Source organism: Chryseobacterium sp. 3008163 (genome assembly GCF_003669035.1).
Taxonomy (GTDB): domain Bacteria; phylum Bacteroidota; class Bacteroidia; order Flavobacteriales; family Weeksellaceae; genus Chryseobacterium.
In genome coordinates this window covers 2,262,244-2,277,575 of record NZ_CP033070.1, presented here as the reverse complement: position 1 = coordinate 2,277,575, position 15,332 = coordinate 2,262,244, and the positions used below count along the sequence as shown (strand labels likewise).

Here is a 15,332-nt window from a genome sequence, read left to right as displayed (position 1 = left end):
TCTACAAAAAAATAGATAATTATCACAAATAATTGATTTTTTTTGTCTAAGAACTACAAGAAAGCATAGAACATCCACTAATGTCATCATAAGTCGAAGGTCTTTTCACCGAAAATTCAGAGAGGATTTCTTCGTAAGGATTTTCTAATGCCGTTGTTAGTTTTTCCAGCATTTCGGTTTTTCCTTCGTTGATTTCTTCGATGCACTCAAATAAAAGATAGTTTCTCAAAAGAAATTTCGGGTTTGTTTTCATCATTAAATGTAATGACTCTTCTTTTGAAATTGTATTACTTTTAAGGCGTAATTGATATTGTTCAATGAAATTTTCAAGCTTTCTTAATTTAATTTCATCTAAAATGGTGTAAGAAATTTTTTGGAAGTCTCCTTTTAAATCAGAAACAGCATCAATTTTTTCTAAGACATTAAAAAATAAAGTGTAATCTAACTGAAGTTCCTGCATAAGACCTTGCCAATTGGTGAAGAAATCTTCGTCAGTTTCTTTCAATTCATCAAAACCGAATTTCTTGCAAAGCATTTTGTCATGAGCTTCCCAAAAATAGCTTCCGTAAGAATTCAACGTTTCTTCGAGAAATTTTTCATCTTTAATTAAAGCAAAAAGAGCATTGGCCAATTGCCAAAGATTCCATTGAGAAATTTGACCCTGTTTCCCAAAAGCATATCTTCTTCCGGGAAGATCGGTTGTGTTTGGTGTGAAGTTCAAATCATATTCATCCATCATCGAAAATGGTCCAAAGTCAATTGTCAAACCGAGAATCGACATGTTGTCGGTATTCATCACGCCATGTACGAAACCAACTCTGAACCATTCTACCATTAAATCTGCAGTTTTAGTACAAACAGATTGGAAGAAGTCTTTGTATTTTTGTTCGCCTTCGGTAGTGATTTCGGGAAAGTAATTTTTGATCGTGAAATCTGCCAATTTCTGCAAAGTGTCAATTTCTTTTTGAGCAGACATCAGTTCAAAATGACCAAAACGAAGGAAACTTTCTGCAGTTCTTACCACCACTGCACCTTTTTCTTCCTGCGGATTTCCGCTGTACATCATATCACGTACCACATTTTCCCCAGTGAAGCACAAGCTCAGTCCTCTCGTTGTCGGAATTCCTAAATGATGCATGGCTTCGCTCATTAAATATTCTCTGACAGAAGATCTTAAAACTGCTCTTCCGTCGGCGTGTCTGGAGTATGGTGTTGCTCCCGCGCCTTTCCATTGGATTTCAGTTTTCAGACCTTCATTGTTTTCTATTTCTCCGGCAAGAATAGCTCTTCCGTCACCCAATTGTCCTGCCCAGTTTCCAAACTGATGTCCGGCATAGGCGGTGGCATAGGTTTTTATATTCTCAGGTAAATTATTTCCGACAAGAAAATCAAAATCGTTATCATTCAATTTTCCTAAACCTATTTCTTCGGAAAGTTTTTCGTTAAAAATAATCAATTTAGGTTCATCAAATCCTACAGGATTGATGGTAGAAAACAAAACTTTAGGCGTATTTCTCTGGATTGGATTTTTGGAAAAATCACCTGGAAAAATTTCAAGAAATGGTTGTTTGATATTTTGAAGATTCATGGTTCAAATTTATGAAAACAAGGCCAAAAAAAGACCTTTCAGTGATTGAAAGGTCTTATGATAATTATTAAAAATTTTACTTATTAAAATCTATATCTTCGCCGGTATTGAGATTTTCATTGACATTATCCTCTTTTTTACCTGAATTGTTTTTCGGTGTAGGATCTGCCTGTTTTGGATTCTTAATTTGATCAATGGTTTGCAATCCACCATCATCACCATAACCACCGCTCAGTCCCTGAAGATTGCTACACCCATCTTTCCATTCGCTAGGTTTTACAAATTTATCTTCCTGAGAAATCTTAAGCGATTTGTCTGCCCAGACTTTTTTCATGAAAATCGCCCAAATTGGTAAAGCCATTTTTGCCCCCTGACCTTCACCGGTTCCCCAGAAGTGGGTTGCTCTGTCTTCCCAGCCTACCCAGGCTCCGGTTGCTAATTTCGGAGTAATTCCCATAAACCAACCATCAGAGTTGTTTTGTGTAGTACCAGTTTTACCTGCTATTTCCACATCTTTAGAAATTCCTCGTCTGCTAAGCTCCCCAGAGGCAGTTCCATATTGAGCAACACCCTTCATCAATTCAATCATGGTGTAAGCGTAGTTAGGATTCATCACTTCTTTTGGTTCAGAATTGATTTCTTTAATTACTCTGTTGTTGGCATCTTCAATTCTCCAGATCATCTCTGGCTTATTGTAGTTTCCGTAATTTGCGAAAGTACTGTACGCTCCTAACATTTCGTAAATGGTAATATCAGAAGAACCTAACGCAATCGTATTGTTTCTTGGGATTTCTTCCGTAACACCCAAGTCTCTAGCAGTTTGAATTACGGCATCAGCACCCGTCATTTCAATCAAACGTGCTGCCACGGGGTTTTGAGAATGGGCTAATGCATCTTTTAAAGTAATCATTCCGCCACGACCTCCGCCAACGTTCCAGCCGTTATGACTGTATGGAGCATTTGAAATCGTAGAACAAGGGGTCAAACCTAATTTCATAATTGCCGTAGCGTAAACGAAAGGTTTAAACGTAGATCCTACTTGTCTTTTTCCTTGTTTGATGTGATCATACTGAAAATGTTGCCAATCGATACCACCTACCCAAGCTTTGATTTCTCCGGTTCCTGGAACCATTGACATCAAACCTGCCTGTGCAATTTGCTTATGATATCTGATAGAATCCCAAGGTGACATTTCTACTTCTTCTTCTCCCGCCCAAGTAAAACGCGAAGTTTTTATAGGCTTTTGGAATTCCATCATAATAGAATCCTCAGATACTCCAGCTCTTGCAAGTTGCTTATAGCGACCCGTTCTTTTTACAGCCTGCATCATTACTGCATTCGCCTGTTTGTCATTTAAGTAATAGAAAGGTCTGTTTTTTCTTCCTCTCTGCTCTGCATCAAATCTTTTCTGAAGGTCAGTCAAGTGTTCTTTGATTGATTCCTCTGCATATTTTTGCATTTTAGAATCGAGCGTCACGTAAATTTTCAAACCGTCTTTGTAAAGATTCAGTTTTTTACCCTTTGCTTTCTCGTAATCTTCAAGATATTTATCAATTTCTTTCTTTAAATAAAACTTAAAGTAAGCCGAATGATTATCATTGATGTTTTTAATCGGAGTATAATCTGTATTTATCGGAGTTGCGATTGCTTTGTCATAGGTTGCTTGGTCAACGTAACCTGTTTCAAGCATTTGAGAAAGTACAACGTCTCTTCTTCTTTTTGCTCTATCCGGATTTCTCAAAGGATTGTTTGCAATCGGAGCTTCCAGCATTGATACGAAAACCGCAGCTTCGGGTAATGTGAGTTGTTTTGCAGACTTATTAAAGTAAATTTTTGAAGCCATTTCAATACCATTGGCATTGTAAGTGAAGTCAAATTTATTAAAGTAAAGAGTGATAATTTCTTCTTTGGTGTATCTTTTCTCCAAACTTACCGCAACAACCCATTCTTTAAGCTTTTGAATGGCTCTTTTTACAGGATTTTTAGATGGTTCTTTTGTGAAAAGAAGTTTTGCTAACTGTTGGGTAATCGTTGAGCCTCCACCTCTGTCACCTCCAAATCTTACAGCTCTCAAAATAGATTTTAAGTCAATACCTGAATGTTCTTTAAAACGCTCATCTTCTTTAGCCTGCAGCGCGTAAATAAGATGCGGCGGAAGTTCCTGATAAGTAACCGGTTGAGTTTTTTCTTTTTCAAATTTACCTAAAAGCACTCCGTCTGCAGAAAAAATCTGTGACGCAACATAGATGTCAGGATTTTCAAGCTCTTTTACATCAGGCATTTCACCAAGAAAACCTTGGGATACCGCAAAGAAAAGTCCTGAAATTCCTAAAACTACTGCAATAAAGCTAACCCAAATGAATTTGACCCATCTTTTCCAAGCAGTACTTTTAGCATTCTTTTTAGGAGGAAGCGGGAACGTTTTCCCTCTGTTTCCTGTATTTTGTTTGTTTTCTTCCATGTATAATTACGGTTTAGCCGTTTCTACTTTTATACCTAAGTCTTCAATTCCCGGAAGTGCATCGTTTCGCATTGCCTGCGCAACGCCAATTTCATACGTTCCTTTTTCAGGGAATTTATAATTTGTTTTGTACTGAAATAAAGTTTCCTTTGTTTCTCCAAATCCCGTTCCTAGCCACTCGCCATTTGGTTTTGCCAAAATATAATTTAAGGTGTCAACCTGAGCGATTTTGCTTTTTGGGTTTTTAAAATTAACAATAAATCTAATATTGCTGTAAGGATAATCATTATTATTCCTTACAACAAATATAATATTTTTAGGATTTTGAGGATCCGTAATTTCAAGTTTAAATTTCTGTTCGGCTTTTTTACTCCATTTATTATCAATAGGATTCATGATGACATCTTCGCCTGAAGCGTTGCATCCTACTAAAAAAATAAGCATTATAACCCTAAAACTCTATGCATTGTTATCTTTTTTGGGCGGAAATTTCTTTTTAAATTTCTTTTTTGGAGGTTGCTGTGGTTTTTGCTCTGCATTTACATTAGCCTCTGCTTTTTCTACCTGAACCTTTGGCTGCTGTGGCTGTTGTTGCTTTGGCGGTCTTTGATTTGGGTTCTGGTTCGGATTCGGTTTAGCGTTCGGGTTTGTATTTTTTGGTCTTTCAGAATTTACAGGTCTTTCAGCTGTAGGACGATCCGTTTTTTGAGGTCTGTCATTTCTGTCAGTCCTTTCCGGGCGGTCTTTTCTCGGTCCCTGATTGTTTGGTCTGCTCTGATTTGGGTTTTGATTCTGATTAGGATTTCTGTTTTTGTTGAAACCTCCTCTGTTTTTCTTCTCAAATCTGTCAACACTGTTCTCCTGAATAAGATCTACACTTGGTAAAGCAATATCTGGCACTTTTAATTCTTCAAGCGGAAGTATTCTTTCGCCTTTTTTATTTTGTGCAATCAGTTTTTTAACTAAATCGATATCGAAATCGTACCAAGCCATTGAGCTATCAACGTAAGCAAACCACATTTTCTTTTTGAAAACGTCGATTTTTATACAAAAAGCTCTTCCTTTTTCTGTGTCCAACATTGTTGATGAGGATGGAAAGTGACTTAATGCATCCAAGTAACTATCAAGCTCATAATTCAAACAACATTTCAGTTTTCCGCACTGTCCTGCTAATTTCTGAGGATTGATGCTTAATTGCTGATATCTCGCTACGTTGGTGTTTACTGATCTGAAATCTGTTAACCAAGTAGAACAACACAATTCTCTTCCACATGAACCAATTCCTCCAATTTTTGCAGCTTCCTGTCTGAAACCGATCTGTTTCATATCGATTTTGGTTCTAAAGGTTCCTGCGAACTCCTTAATTAACATTCTAAAATCTACGCGGTTATCTGCTGTGTAATAAAATGTGACTTTTGAGGCATCACCTTGATATTCCACATCTGTGATCTTCATTTCAAGACCTAATCTGTGAGATATTTTTCTTGCGTCTACCTTTACGGTTTCTTCTTTTTTTCTTGCTTCCTGCCAGACTTCGATGTCTTTTTGGTTAGCCAATCTGTATATTTTAAGAGGGTCTTCAGTTGAAAATCTTTTCTTTTTCATCTGAATTTTTACCAATTCTCCTGAGAGACTTACCACTCCTACATCGTGTCCGGGGCTAGATTCTACTGTTACTACGCTACCTATATGTAAAGGGATATTGTTTACATTTTTATAAAACGATTTTCTGTCATTTTTAAACCTAACTTCCACAAAATCAAATCGGTTAGACACCGGGTTTTGTACGTTAGATAACCAATCGAAAACACTTAATTTATAACTATTACCACAGGTATTTACACTTTCACAGCCATTCGCGGATTTCGTTCCGCAAGAATGTGCAGAATCGCCGGATGTTTTGCATCCACAACTCATATATTATAATTTATTTAATCTTGCAAATTTATTGATTTTTATCTTTACACAATTCCAAAAATAGTAAATCTTTATTTTGTAAAATGTTTAAACTTAAACATTGTGAATAATATATGACTGTTTGTTTTGTAATGTCTTTAAAGGTAGTTACTTAGCGGGTGATTTACGCAAAGTGTTATTTCAAACATAGTTTTCTTTTGTGACTTTGTTTAAAAAATTAAGATTATTTAACAAGCGTAGTCAAAATAATTTTATATTTGGAATATATAATAAATGTCTATGAAAAAAATATTAGTATCAACTGCTTTGTTGGCTGGGGTTCTATCTTATGCGGGGGGCTTCAGAGTTTCTTTGCAAGGGGTAAAGCAATTGGCAATGGCGCACACCAGTGCTCATGCTGAAGATGCGAGTGTTGCATTCTTTAACCCTGCAGGTATGTCATTCATTCCTTCGAAACTGAGTATCGTTGCCGGAGGCTTTGGAGCGAGTAATAAAGTTACTTTTCAAAATTTAAATACTTTACAGAGTACAGAAACAGATAACCCAATGGGTACACCAATTTATGCTGCGATTGCGTACAAGCCAATCGACAAATTATCTATTGGTTTCAGTTTTTCTACACCTTTTGGGAGTACAATTCAATATCCTTACGATTGGGAAGGTAGAGAGATGGTGCAAAAACTTGAGTTGAAAAGTTTCTATTTTCAGCCAATGGTTTCTGTAAAGATGGCAGATTGGTTGTCTTTTGGTGCAAGTTATATCTATGCTAGAGGACAAGTAAATTGGGATAAAGCTGTTACACAGTTTGGTGGTACAGTAAATATTAATGATGAGAAAGCAAGCGGACATGGTTATGGTTTTGGTTTTTATTTCAGACCCGACCCAAAATTTGACATGAGTATTGCTTATCGCTCACCAGTTGATATGAAAGCTAAAAAGGAACTGCAACATTTACCGTTCCTGCACAAAATACTGTGAATACTTTATTAGGATTAAACGGTGCCGGACAAGATGGTTTTACTGCTACATTACCTTTGGTAGATGAGTATACAATCGGTATGACCTATAAAGTGACTCCTAAATGGTTAGTCTCTGCAGATTTTAATTACCACGGATGGTCTAGATACAGCAAGCTGACATTAGATTTTGCAAATGCACCAATCGGAAATCAGGCAGATCCAACAGTGCTTGTTGCTCCTAAAAACTTTAAGAATTCTAAAACTTTTAGATTAGGAACACAATATATGTTCAGCAATATGGTCTTTGGGCGTTTAGGTGCTTACTATGACGAATCTCCTTATGAGGATAAAAACTTTATCCCTGAGACACCTTCTTTCGATTCTTTTGTACTTACGGGTGGTTTAGGATTTAAATTTAAACAATTCGGAGTTGATGTTGCCGGTGGATATGTAATGCCACAGAGCAGAGACGTGAAAAATGATTATCTTGGTTTCTATGGTCAGGCGAAGGCAAAAGCATTCTATTTTGGTCTAGGTTTATCTTACAACCCTTTTTAATTGAATTAATATGAAAAAAATAATAATATCTACACTTGCTGTTTCTGCGCTTTTCCTTACAACAAGTTGCGAAACAGATTTTGATACAGACGTACAAGATATCGTTGTCACTAAAGGTGAAGCAGATTTCTCAAACTATGTTTCGTTAGGAAACTCATTAACTTCAGGATATAGAGACGGAACGCTTTATAGTGATGGACAAAATGAATCTTATCCGAGCATGATTGCTATGCAGATGAAACTTGCAGGCGGTGGTGGGTTTAAACAACCGATGATGCCAAATAATGTTGGAGGTTTTACAAATTTACCTGGTTTTCCCGGAAAGCTTGTTTTGAAAATGACTAACGGAGCGTTGGCTCCAAGTGCTTCTCCTGCTGCTGCAGCTTTGGATAATGTGTCGGCTGGAAGACCTTATAATAATCTGGGTGTTCCTGGTGCAAAATCTTTTCATTTAGTAGCTCCAAATTATGGTAGTCTCGCTGGTTTGGCAACAGGAACGGCAAATCCGTATTTTGTACGATTTGCTTCTTCTGCAACAACAAGTGTTTTGGCAGATGCGATGGTACAAAAGCCAACATTCTTCTCTCTTTGGATAGGAAATAACGACGTACTATCTTATGCAACAAACGGAGGAACCAATTCACAAACCACCGGAGGTGTAACTACTTATACGGCTGCAACAGTTCAAACTGGAAATACTAATCCTGCGACTTATAAATCAAATGATATTTCAGATGCTAATGTTGTGGCGGGTTCTATAAAGGCTGTTCTGGATGGTTTAAAAAGTGTAGGGTCTACAAAAGGAATTATTGGGAATATTCCGGATGTTACCAATATTCCGTTTTTTACAAGAGTACCTTATAATGCAATTCCTTTAGACGCTGCAAAAGCTCAGGCTTTAAATACACAGCTTTATGGACCTTTGAAGGCTGCTCTTACAGCATTCGGGCAAGGAGATAGAATTAACCCTGTTGTAGCAGGAAATAATCCTGTTCTTATTATTGATAATAAATTAGCAAACCTTTCAGCTCAGCTTACGGGTGCATTAACTGCAGGAGGTGTTCCTGCTGCTCAGGCTGCATTTATAGGAAATGCTTTCGGAAGAGCACGTCAGGCAAAACCGGGAGAATTAATGCTTCTAACATCTAGTACTTTATTAGGTTTAGATGCGACGACTAATCAACCGGCAACACCTAGTTCAGTGTTTATTTATGGTGCGAGTTTCCCAATCGGAGATCAGTATTCTTTAACAACAGATGAAGTAAATAATATTGGTACAGCCGTTAAAGCTTACAATACTTCAATTAAGGCAATGGCAGATTCTTATGGTCTTGCTTTTGTTGATATGAATGCAAAAATGTCTGAATTGAATTCCAAATCAGGAATTTCTTGGAATGGTGTGAAATATACAGCAACATTTGTAACGGGAGGAGCATTCTCTCTTGATGGTGTACATCTTACAGGTAGAGGTTATGCTATTGTCGCCAATGAATTTATAAAATCTATCAACGGGAAGTATAAATCAACTTTACCACAAGTAGATCCTAATAAATATTCGGGAGTTACATTCCCTTAAATTTTAATTAAAATAAAAAACGAAACCACAGGATTGATTCTTGTGGTTTTTTTTAAATTTGCAAAATCTTTTAAAAAGTAAAAATGGCCGAGCAACAAAGTTATCTATTTTCGACAAGAACTAGTAAGGAGCTAGCAGAAAAAATTGCCCATCACTATGGGAAAGAATTAGGGAAAATCATCATCCAGGAGTTCAGCGATGGTGAATTTGAACCTGTGCTAGACGAATCTGTAAGAGGAGGAAGGGTTTTCCTAATTGCTTCTACATTTCCACCGGCAGACAATCTTTTAGAGCTTCTTCTAATGATTGATGCATCAAAAAGAGCTTCTGCTAAAAGTATTACTGTGGTACTTCCATATTTCGGGTTGGCAAGACAAGACAGAAAAGACAAGCCAAGAGCACCTATCGGAGCAAAATTGGTAGCAAACCTTTTAACTGCTGCCGGAGCAACTAGAATCATGACGATGGATCTGCATGCAGACCAAATTCAAGGGTTCTTTGAAATTCCTGTTGATCATTTGTATGCTTCTACAATATTTGTAGATTACATCAGAGATATGAATCTTGATAATTTGACCATTGCATCTCCGGATATGGGTGGAGCAAAGAGAGCGAAAAACTATGCAGGTCACTTAGGTGCAGACGTTGTAATTGCTTACAAAGAGAGAAAAAAAGCAAATGTAATCGAAGAAATGTTCCTTATCGGGGATGTGGAAGGTAAAAACGTTATCCTTATCGATGACATGATCGATACCGCAGGAACACTTTGTAAAGCTGCAGGTATTTTGATGGAAAAAGGTGCAAAATCTGTAAGAGCAATGGCGACTCACGGTGTGCTTTCTGGTAAGGCTTATGAGAATATTGAGAACTCACAATTGCTGGAAGTGATTGTAACTGACTCAATTCCTGTAAAAACTAATTTGTCATCTAAAATAAAAGTGCTATCTTGCGCCCCATTATTTGCTGATGTTATGAAGATGGTGCATGAGCATCAATCAATTAGCAGTAAGTTTGTTATCTAGTTGATAATTAGTCTTTTGCAAATTAAAAACAAAACAATTTTTAAATTTTTATAAATGAAATCTATTACAATTCAAGGTACAAAAAGAGAAAGCGTGGGCAAAAAGTCTACAAAAGCTTTACGTGATGCTGAATTAGTTCCTTGTGTTGTTTACGGAGGTGGCGAGCCATTGAACTTCTCTGCATTAGAGAAAGCGTTCAAAGGTTTAGTGTATACTCCTGAAGCACACACGGTATCTATTGAAGTTGACGGACAGGTAATTCCTGCTGTTCTTCAGGATATTCAGTTCCACCCAATTACAGACAAGATTATTCACGCAGACTTCTACAGATTATCTGACGATAAGCCAGTAGTAATGGAAGTTCCTGTAAGATTAACAGGTCGTTCTAAGGGTGTTGTAGCTGGTGGTGTTTTACGTCAGTCTTTCAGAAAGTTGAAAGTAAAAGCTATTCCTGCAAACTTGCCAGACGAGGTAGTTGTAGATATTACTGCATTGAAGATTGGTAACAAACTTTATGTAGGAGGTCTTAAAGCTGAAGGATTCTCTTTCGTACACCCAGACAATGCAGTTGTTGTAGCTGTTAAAATGTCTAGAAATGCAGCGAAAGGTGGTGCAATGGCAGACGATGACGATGAAGAAGTTGAAGGAGAAGCTCCAGCAACTGAAGAAGCAGCAGCTGAATAAGAAATTTCTTAATCACAATACAAGACCTGTCAATTTATTGGCAGGTTTTTTTGTTTTAGATGAAATCTATCACTCTATTGATCTGACAGACTTTTGAATAAAATGTTGTAAATTTGAGGTGTTCTAAATAAGAACGTTTAATCATAAAAATTGTAATAAATGTTTGACATTCAGGAAATAAGAAGTCAGTTTTCTATATTAAACCAGCAGGTGAATGGTAAGCCATTGGTTTACTTAGACAATGCAGCAACATCACAGAAGCCAAATTCAGTTCTTGAAGTTTGGAATCAATATTATACAGAAATCAATGCTAACGTACACAGAGGAATTCATACTTTGAGCCAGTTGGCAACCGAAGAAATGGAACTTTCGAGAAGAAAAATCCAAAAATTCATCAATGCTAAAAATGATTTTGAAGTCATTTTCACTAAAGGAACCACAGAAGGGGTTAACCTCATCGCTTATATTCTAACAGGAAAATTAAAAAAGACGATGAGATTATTATTTCTTACCTAGAACATCACTCGAATATCGTTCCGTGGCAATTGTTGTGTGAAAGAACCGGAGCGAAACTTCGTGTCATTCCAATTGACGAAAACGGAATTCTGCAGTTGGATTATTTAGATGAATTTTTAAGTGAAAAAACAAAGGTTGTCTCTGTGAATCAGGTTTCCAATGCTTTGGGAATCGTTAATCCTATTGAAGAAATTATTGCGAAAACAAGAGCCAATTCAGATGCATATATCGTTATTGACGGAGCTCAGTCTGCACCGCATTTTAAAATTGATGTTCAGGCTTTAGACTGTGATTTCTTTGTGTTTTCGGGTCATAAAATGTATGCTCCGATGGGAACCGGTATTTTGTACGGAAAACAAGCGATTTTGGAAGATTTACCGCCATTTCACGGTGGAGGAGAGATGATTGCTGTTTGTTCTTTTGATCAGACAACCTACGCAGGTTTACCTTTTAAATATGAAGCCGGAACGCCTAATGTCGGGGGAAATATTGCTTTAGGTGCAGCCGTTGATTTCATTAATAAAGTAGGCCACGAAAATATTCAAAAACACGAAAATGCTTTATTGGAATATGCTCAAAGACATCTTCTCGAAATTGAAGGCCTAAAAGTGTATGGAGAAAATGCCAACAGAACGGGAGTCGTTTCATTTAATTTGATTGGAATGGGAATTTCTTCAGATGTCGGAATGATTCTCGATAAAATGGGCGTTGCCGTAAGAACCGGACATCACTGTACTCAACCGATTATGGATTTCTTTAATATTGCAGGAACGGTGAGAGCAAGTTTTGCAGTTTATAATACATTTCAGGAGATTGATTTGTTGGTGGAAGGTGTTAAAAAAGCACAAAGAATGCTGGCGTAATTTTTCAGAAATTTAATTTAGACATAAAAAATCCCTTTCAGCTTTTCGTTGAAAGGGATTTTGCTTTTATAGTTTTTGCTAAATAAAATCTGTGTTAATCTGTGTGATTTGCGGGAGATTTACATTAATTATTAGGCTTCCAATCTACCACTGCTCTGATAAACGCTTCCGCATTTTCCAAAGGAACATTAGGTAGGATTCCATGACCCAAGTTGGCAATATATCGGTCTTTTCCGAAACGGTTGATCATTTCATTCACCATTTTCTTAATGGTTTCCGGAGTTGAGTGTAGTCTCGCAGGATCAAAATTTCCTTGCAAAGTCATTGTATGATTTGTCAATGTTCTAGCCAATTCCGGTTTAATCGTCCAGTCCACGCCTAAAGCAGAAACCGGCGACATCGTCATATCCTCCAACGCAAACCAACATCCTTTTCCGAAAACAACAACGTGCGTCAAAGGAGCCAAAGCTTCAACAATCTGACTGATGTACTGCCAAGAAAATTCCTGATAATCTTGTGGAGAAAGCATTCCGCCCCAAGAATCGAAAACCTGAACTGCAGAAACTCCTTTCTCTACTTTTCTTTTCAAATAAGCAATCGTAGTATCTGTGATTTTCTGAAGCAACAAATGCGCAGCTTCCGGCTGCTGGAAACAGAAAGATTTCGCAATATCAAACGCTTTACTTCCTTTTCCTTCCACGCAATAGCAAAGAAGTGTCCAAGGCGATCCGGCAAAACCAATCAATGGAATATCGTTATCTAATTTGATTAAAGTCAGTTCGATCGCATCAAAAACGTAGCCTAAAGTATCATTCACATCCGGAACGATTACATTCTGTACATCTTCCATCGTTCTGATAGGATTATCCAGCCACGGACCAACGTTTTCTTTCATTTTAAAATCAATTCCCATCGCCTGAGGAACCACCAAAATGTCTGAAAATAAAATCGCAGCATCCAAAGGATATCTTCTGATGGGCTGAACGGTGATTTCAGACGCCAATTCCGGAGTCTGACATCTTGTGAAAAAGTCGTATTTGTCACGCAATGCAATGAATTCCGGTAGGTATCTTCCTGCCTGTCTCATCATCCAAACCGGTGGTCTTTCTACAGTTTCTCCACGAAGTGCTTTTAAATATAGGTCGTTTTTAATCATATCTTTTAGTTGGTAGTTGTTGGTTTTGAGTTGATTGCTTTAAAATTAGTTATTCTTTAAAGCATCTTTTATAACCGACAACAGGTTTGATAAAGTATTTTTTTTACTTGTAAAAATCTCTGATTCTGTATGTTTTCTTAACTCTTTTGAAGTAGTTTCTCCTATTGAAAAAAGAGCTGAATTTTCTAAAGAATTATTTTTCGCAAAACTACGAACTCCGCTTGGGCTAAAAAAAACTATTGCATGATATTTTTCAGGTATTACAGGATTCAGCTCTTCTGTCTTGTAAACAGTAACTTTTTTGTAGCTGATATTTTGTAGCGGAAGGTTGTTATCTAATACATCAATCGCCAGATTTCCACAAAAATGAATGAATTTTTCGTGAACACAGTTGTCAATAATGAATTTTGAAAGTGTTTCAGCGTTTTTTAAAACTTTAAAAGTCCCGAAACCATTCTTTCTGATTTCTCTTTTTGTTTTCTCGCCGACGCAGTAGATTTTATTGTAGTTTTTTGCGGCAAAATCTTCGTTTGGTTTAAATTGATTCTCAAAAAAGATTTCACACCATTTGAACTTGTGAAAATCAGCGAGTAATTTTTTAAATCAAATACTTCAACTTTTAAATTTTCTATTCGAATGACCTCAATACATTCAGCCGAAATATCGTTTCCCAATTCTTTGGAAAGCAATTCTGAACCTATGTTTTTGGTGAATAAAATTTTCATTAAGGTTTGTCTTTCAAACGTAAATCAGCGACTTGTAATCTTACCTTGTTCATAAAATCTTTTCCGGGATCTTCTTTTCCGGTGAAATATTTTGGGTCAGATTCTTTCCAGAGCTTAGAATTTCTGAAAACTCCATATTCTGAATGACCAATTAAGTATTCGATTTTATATTTTTGAGTTAAATATCTTACTAACTGAGCATTTGCTGCAACTTGCTTTTCTGTGAGAGGCTGTTTTTTACTTCCGATATTTTCAACTCCGATGGCGCAATAATTTAAACCAATTGTATGTCTCGCAAACATATTTGGTTCCATCAGCTGATAAATCGTTCCGTCCCGGTCGACGATGTATTGTGAAGATACATTAAGTGTACTTTGTTTTTTTAAAGTATTTCTAGCGCTTTCGAGATGTGTATTGTTGAAGTATTTAAAATTACTTTCCACGGTTCCGCCGGCGGTATAATGCAGAACAATCACTTTCGGAACAATCGTTGGCGTTTTTTGAGTCAAGCCGTGATGGTCTTTCAAATATTCCAGGCTAAGACGAATTCTCTCCTCAGAATAATTGATAGGTTTACTGACTATTTTAAACTCGCTTTGTTGTGCAGGAGAGAAATTTAATATCAATAAGAATAAGAGGTAAGTCAGGTTTTTCATGAATAATTATTTCTGATATTGATAATGTCCTGTTATGGTAAAGTTAAACAGACAATCTTCAATAACCTGCCCGCCACCGATGTTATGAACGATCAAATATCTTTTTCCGTCAGCCGATTTTTTATTCACTACAATTCCGATGTGTGTCAAATTTCCGGGTAAAAGCCATGTGACAATGTCGCCGGGAGCATAAAGCGCAGGATTTTTTTCAGTAGATTTTGACTGCCCGAATTTTGCAAAGAAAACTCTCAGATTAGGAACTCTTCTGTGGTCGATATTGGTATCGGCTCTTTTCAGACCCCAGTTTTTAGGATATTTAGAAAAATTCTTCTTCATATCTTCATGCACTTCTTTTTGCAAATCAATCCCCAATTTTCTGTACGCTCTGATGACAACATCTGTACAAACACCTTTGTCTGCGGGGACGTCACCGTTTGGATATTTGATGGTAAAATAAGCAGGATCGTAAGTGACTCTGTCTTTTGTTAAGCTTAAAGCGGCATCAGATAATTTTTGAGCAAACTGATTCTGAGCATTCGCTGTAAAAACAAAAAACAGGAATAAGATTATGGAAAAGTACTTTTTCATAGACTTGAAACTTTGAATTAAAAACAGTTTTGTAAAGTTCAAAAATTTAATTTAAACAGTAAG

General features: G+C 36.8%; 11 protein-coding genes and 2 pseudogenes. 5 read left to right on the top strand and 8 right to left on the bottom strand.

The genetic code is table 11. The features are described from left to right. Positions 1 to 46 precede the first annotated feature (46 nt). The 4 genes from EAG08_RS10235 to EAG08_RS10220 all read right to left on the bottom strand — a co-directional run bounded on the left by EAG08_RS10235 (position 47) and on the right by EAG08_RS10220 (position 5,966). A complete protein-coding gene (locus EAG08_RS10235) occupies positions 47 to 1,588 on the bottom strand; it encodes a protein adenylyltransferase SelO (RefSeq protein ID WP_129535341.1) in 1,542 nt (513 codons plus the stop codon). A 76-nt stretch (positions 1,589 to 1,664) separates the two neighbouring features. Then, positions 1,665 to 4,049 (bottom strand): penicillin-binding protein 1A, encoded by a 2,385-nt coding sequence (locus EAG08_RS10230; protein WP_129535340.1) that lies wholly within the window; start codon positions 4,047 to 4,049, stop codon positions 1,665 to 1,667. 6 nt (positions 4,050 to 4,055) lie between these two features. Further along, entirely contained in the window at positions 4,056 to 4,493 is a 438-nt protein-coding gene (locus EAG08_RS10225) for a gliding motility lipoprotein GldH (protein ID WP_129535339.1), read from the bottom strand. 15 nt (positions 4,494 to 4,508) lie between these two features. After that, a complete protein-coding gene (locus tag EAG08_RS10220) occupies positions 4,509 to 5,966 on the bottom strand; it encodes a stage 0 sporulation family protein (protein ID WP_129535338.1) in 1,458 nt (485 codons plus the stop codon). A gap of 279 nt (positions 5,967 to 6,245) precedes the next feature. On the opposite strand from EAG08_RS10220, the pseudogene EAG08_RS10215 reads away from it, so the two are divergent. From EAG08_RS10215 to EAG08_RS10195, 5 genes and pseudogenes are all read left to right on the top strand, one after another. Beyond that, positions 6,246 to 7,483 (top strand): annotated as a pseudogene (locus EAG08_RS10215) (OmpP1/FadL family transporter). Between the two features lie 10 nt (positions 7,484 to 7,493). Further along, on the top strand, positions 7,494 to 9,059 hold the full coding sequence (locus EAG08_RS10210) for an SGNH/GDSL hydrolase family protein (protein ID WP_129535337.1): 1,566 nt from the start codon (positions 7,494 to 7,496) through the stop codon (positions 9,057 to 9,059). A gap of 83 nt (positions 9,060 to 9,142) precedes the next feature. Then, positions 9,143 to 10,081, top strand: coding sequence for a ribose-phosphate pyrophosphokinase (locus EAG08_RS10205; protein ID WP_129535336.1), 939 nt, complete (start codon positions 9,143 to 9,145; stop codon positions 10,079 to 10,081). Positions 10,082 to 10,135: 54 nt separating this feature from the next. Further along, a complete protein-coding gene (locus EAG08_RS10200; RefSeq protein WP_129535335.1) occupies positions 10,136 to 10,765 on the top strand; it encodes a 50S ribosomal protein L25/general stress protein Ctc in 630 nt (209 codons plus the stop codon). Between the two features lie 159 nt (positions 10,766 to 10,924). Further along, positions 10,925 to 12,144 (top strand): annotated as a pseudogene (locus EAG08_RS10195) (aminotransferase class V-fold PLP-dependent enzyme). A gap of 124 nt (positions 12,145 to 12,268) precedes the next feature. Here EAG08_RS10195 and hemE read toward each other — a convergent pair. From hemE to EAG08_RS10175, 4 genes are all read right to left on the bottom strand, one after another. After that, on the bottom strand, positions 12,269 to 13,300 hold the full coding sequence (gene hemE, locus EAG08_RS10190) for a uroporphyrinogen decarboxylase (RefSeq protein WP_129535334.1): 1,032 nt from the start codon (positions 13,298 to 13,300) through the stop codon (positions 12,269 to 12,271). A 45-nt stretch (positions 13,301 to 13,345) separates the two neighbouring features. Next, positions 13,346 to 13,858, bottom strand: coding sequence for a uroporphyrinogen-III synthase (locus EAG08_RS10185; RefSeq protein WP_228446868.1), 513 nt, complete (start codon positions 13,856 to 13,858; stop codon positions 13,346 to 13,348). Between the two features lie 166 nt (positions 13,859 to 14,024). Further along, positions 14,025 to 14,681, bottom strand: coding sequence for a peptidoglycan recognition family protein (locus EAG08_RS10180; RefSeq protein ID WP_129535333.1), 657 nt, complete (start codon positions 14,679 to 14,681; stop codon positions 14,025 to 14,027). Between the two features lie 6 nt (positions 14,682 to 14,687). Continuing rightward, positions 14,688 to 15,269 carry a DUF1287 domain-containing protein gene (locus EAG08_RS10175; RefSeq protein ID WP_129535332.1) on the bottom strand — a complete coding sequence of 194 codons (582 nt, stop codon included), beginning with the start codon at positions 15,267 to 15,269 and terminating at the stop codon, positions 14,688 to 14,690. Positions 15,270 to 15,332: the final 63 nt, after the last annotated feature.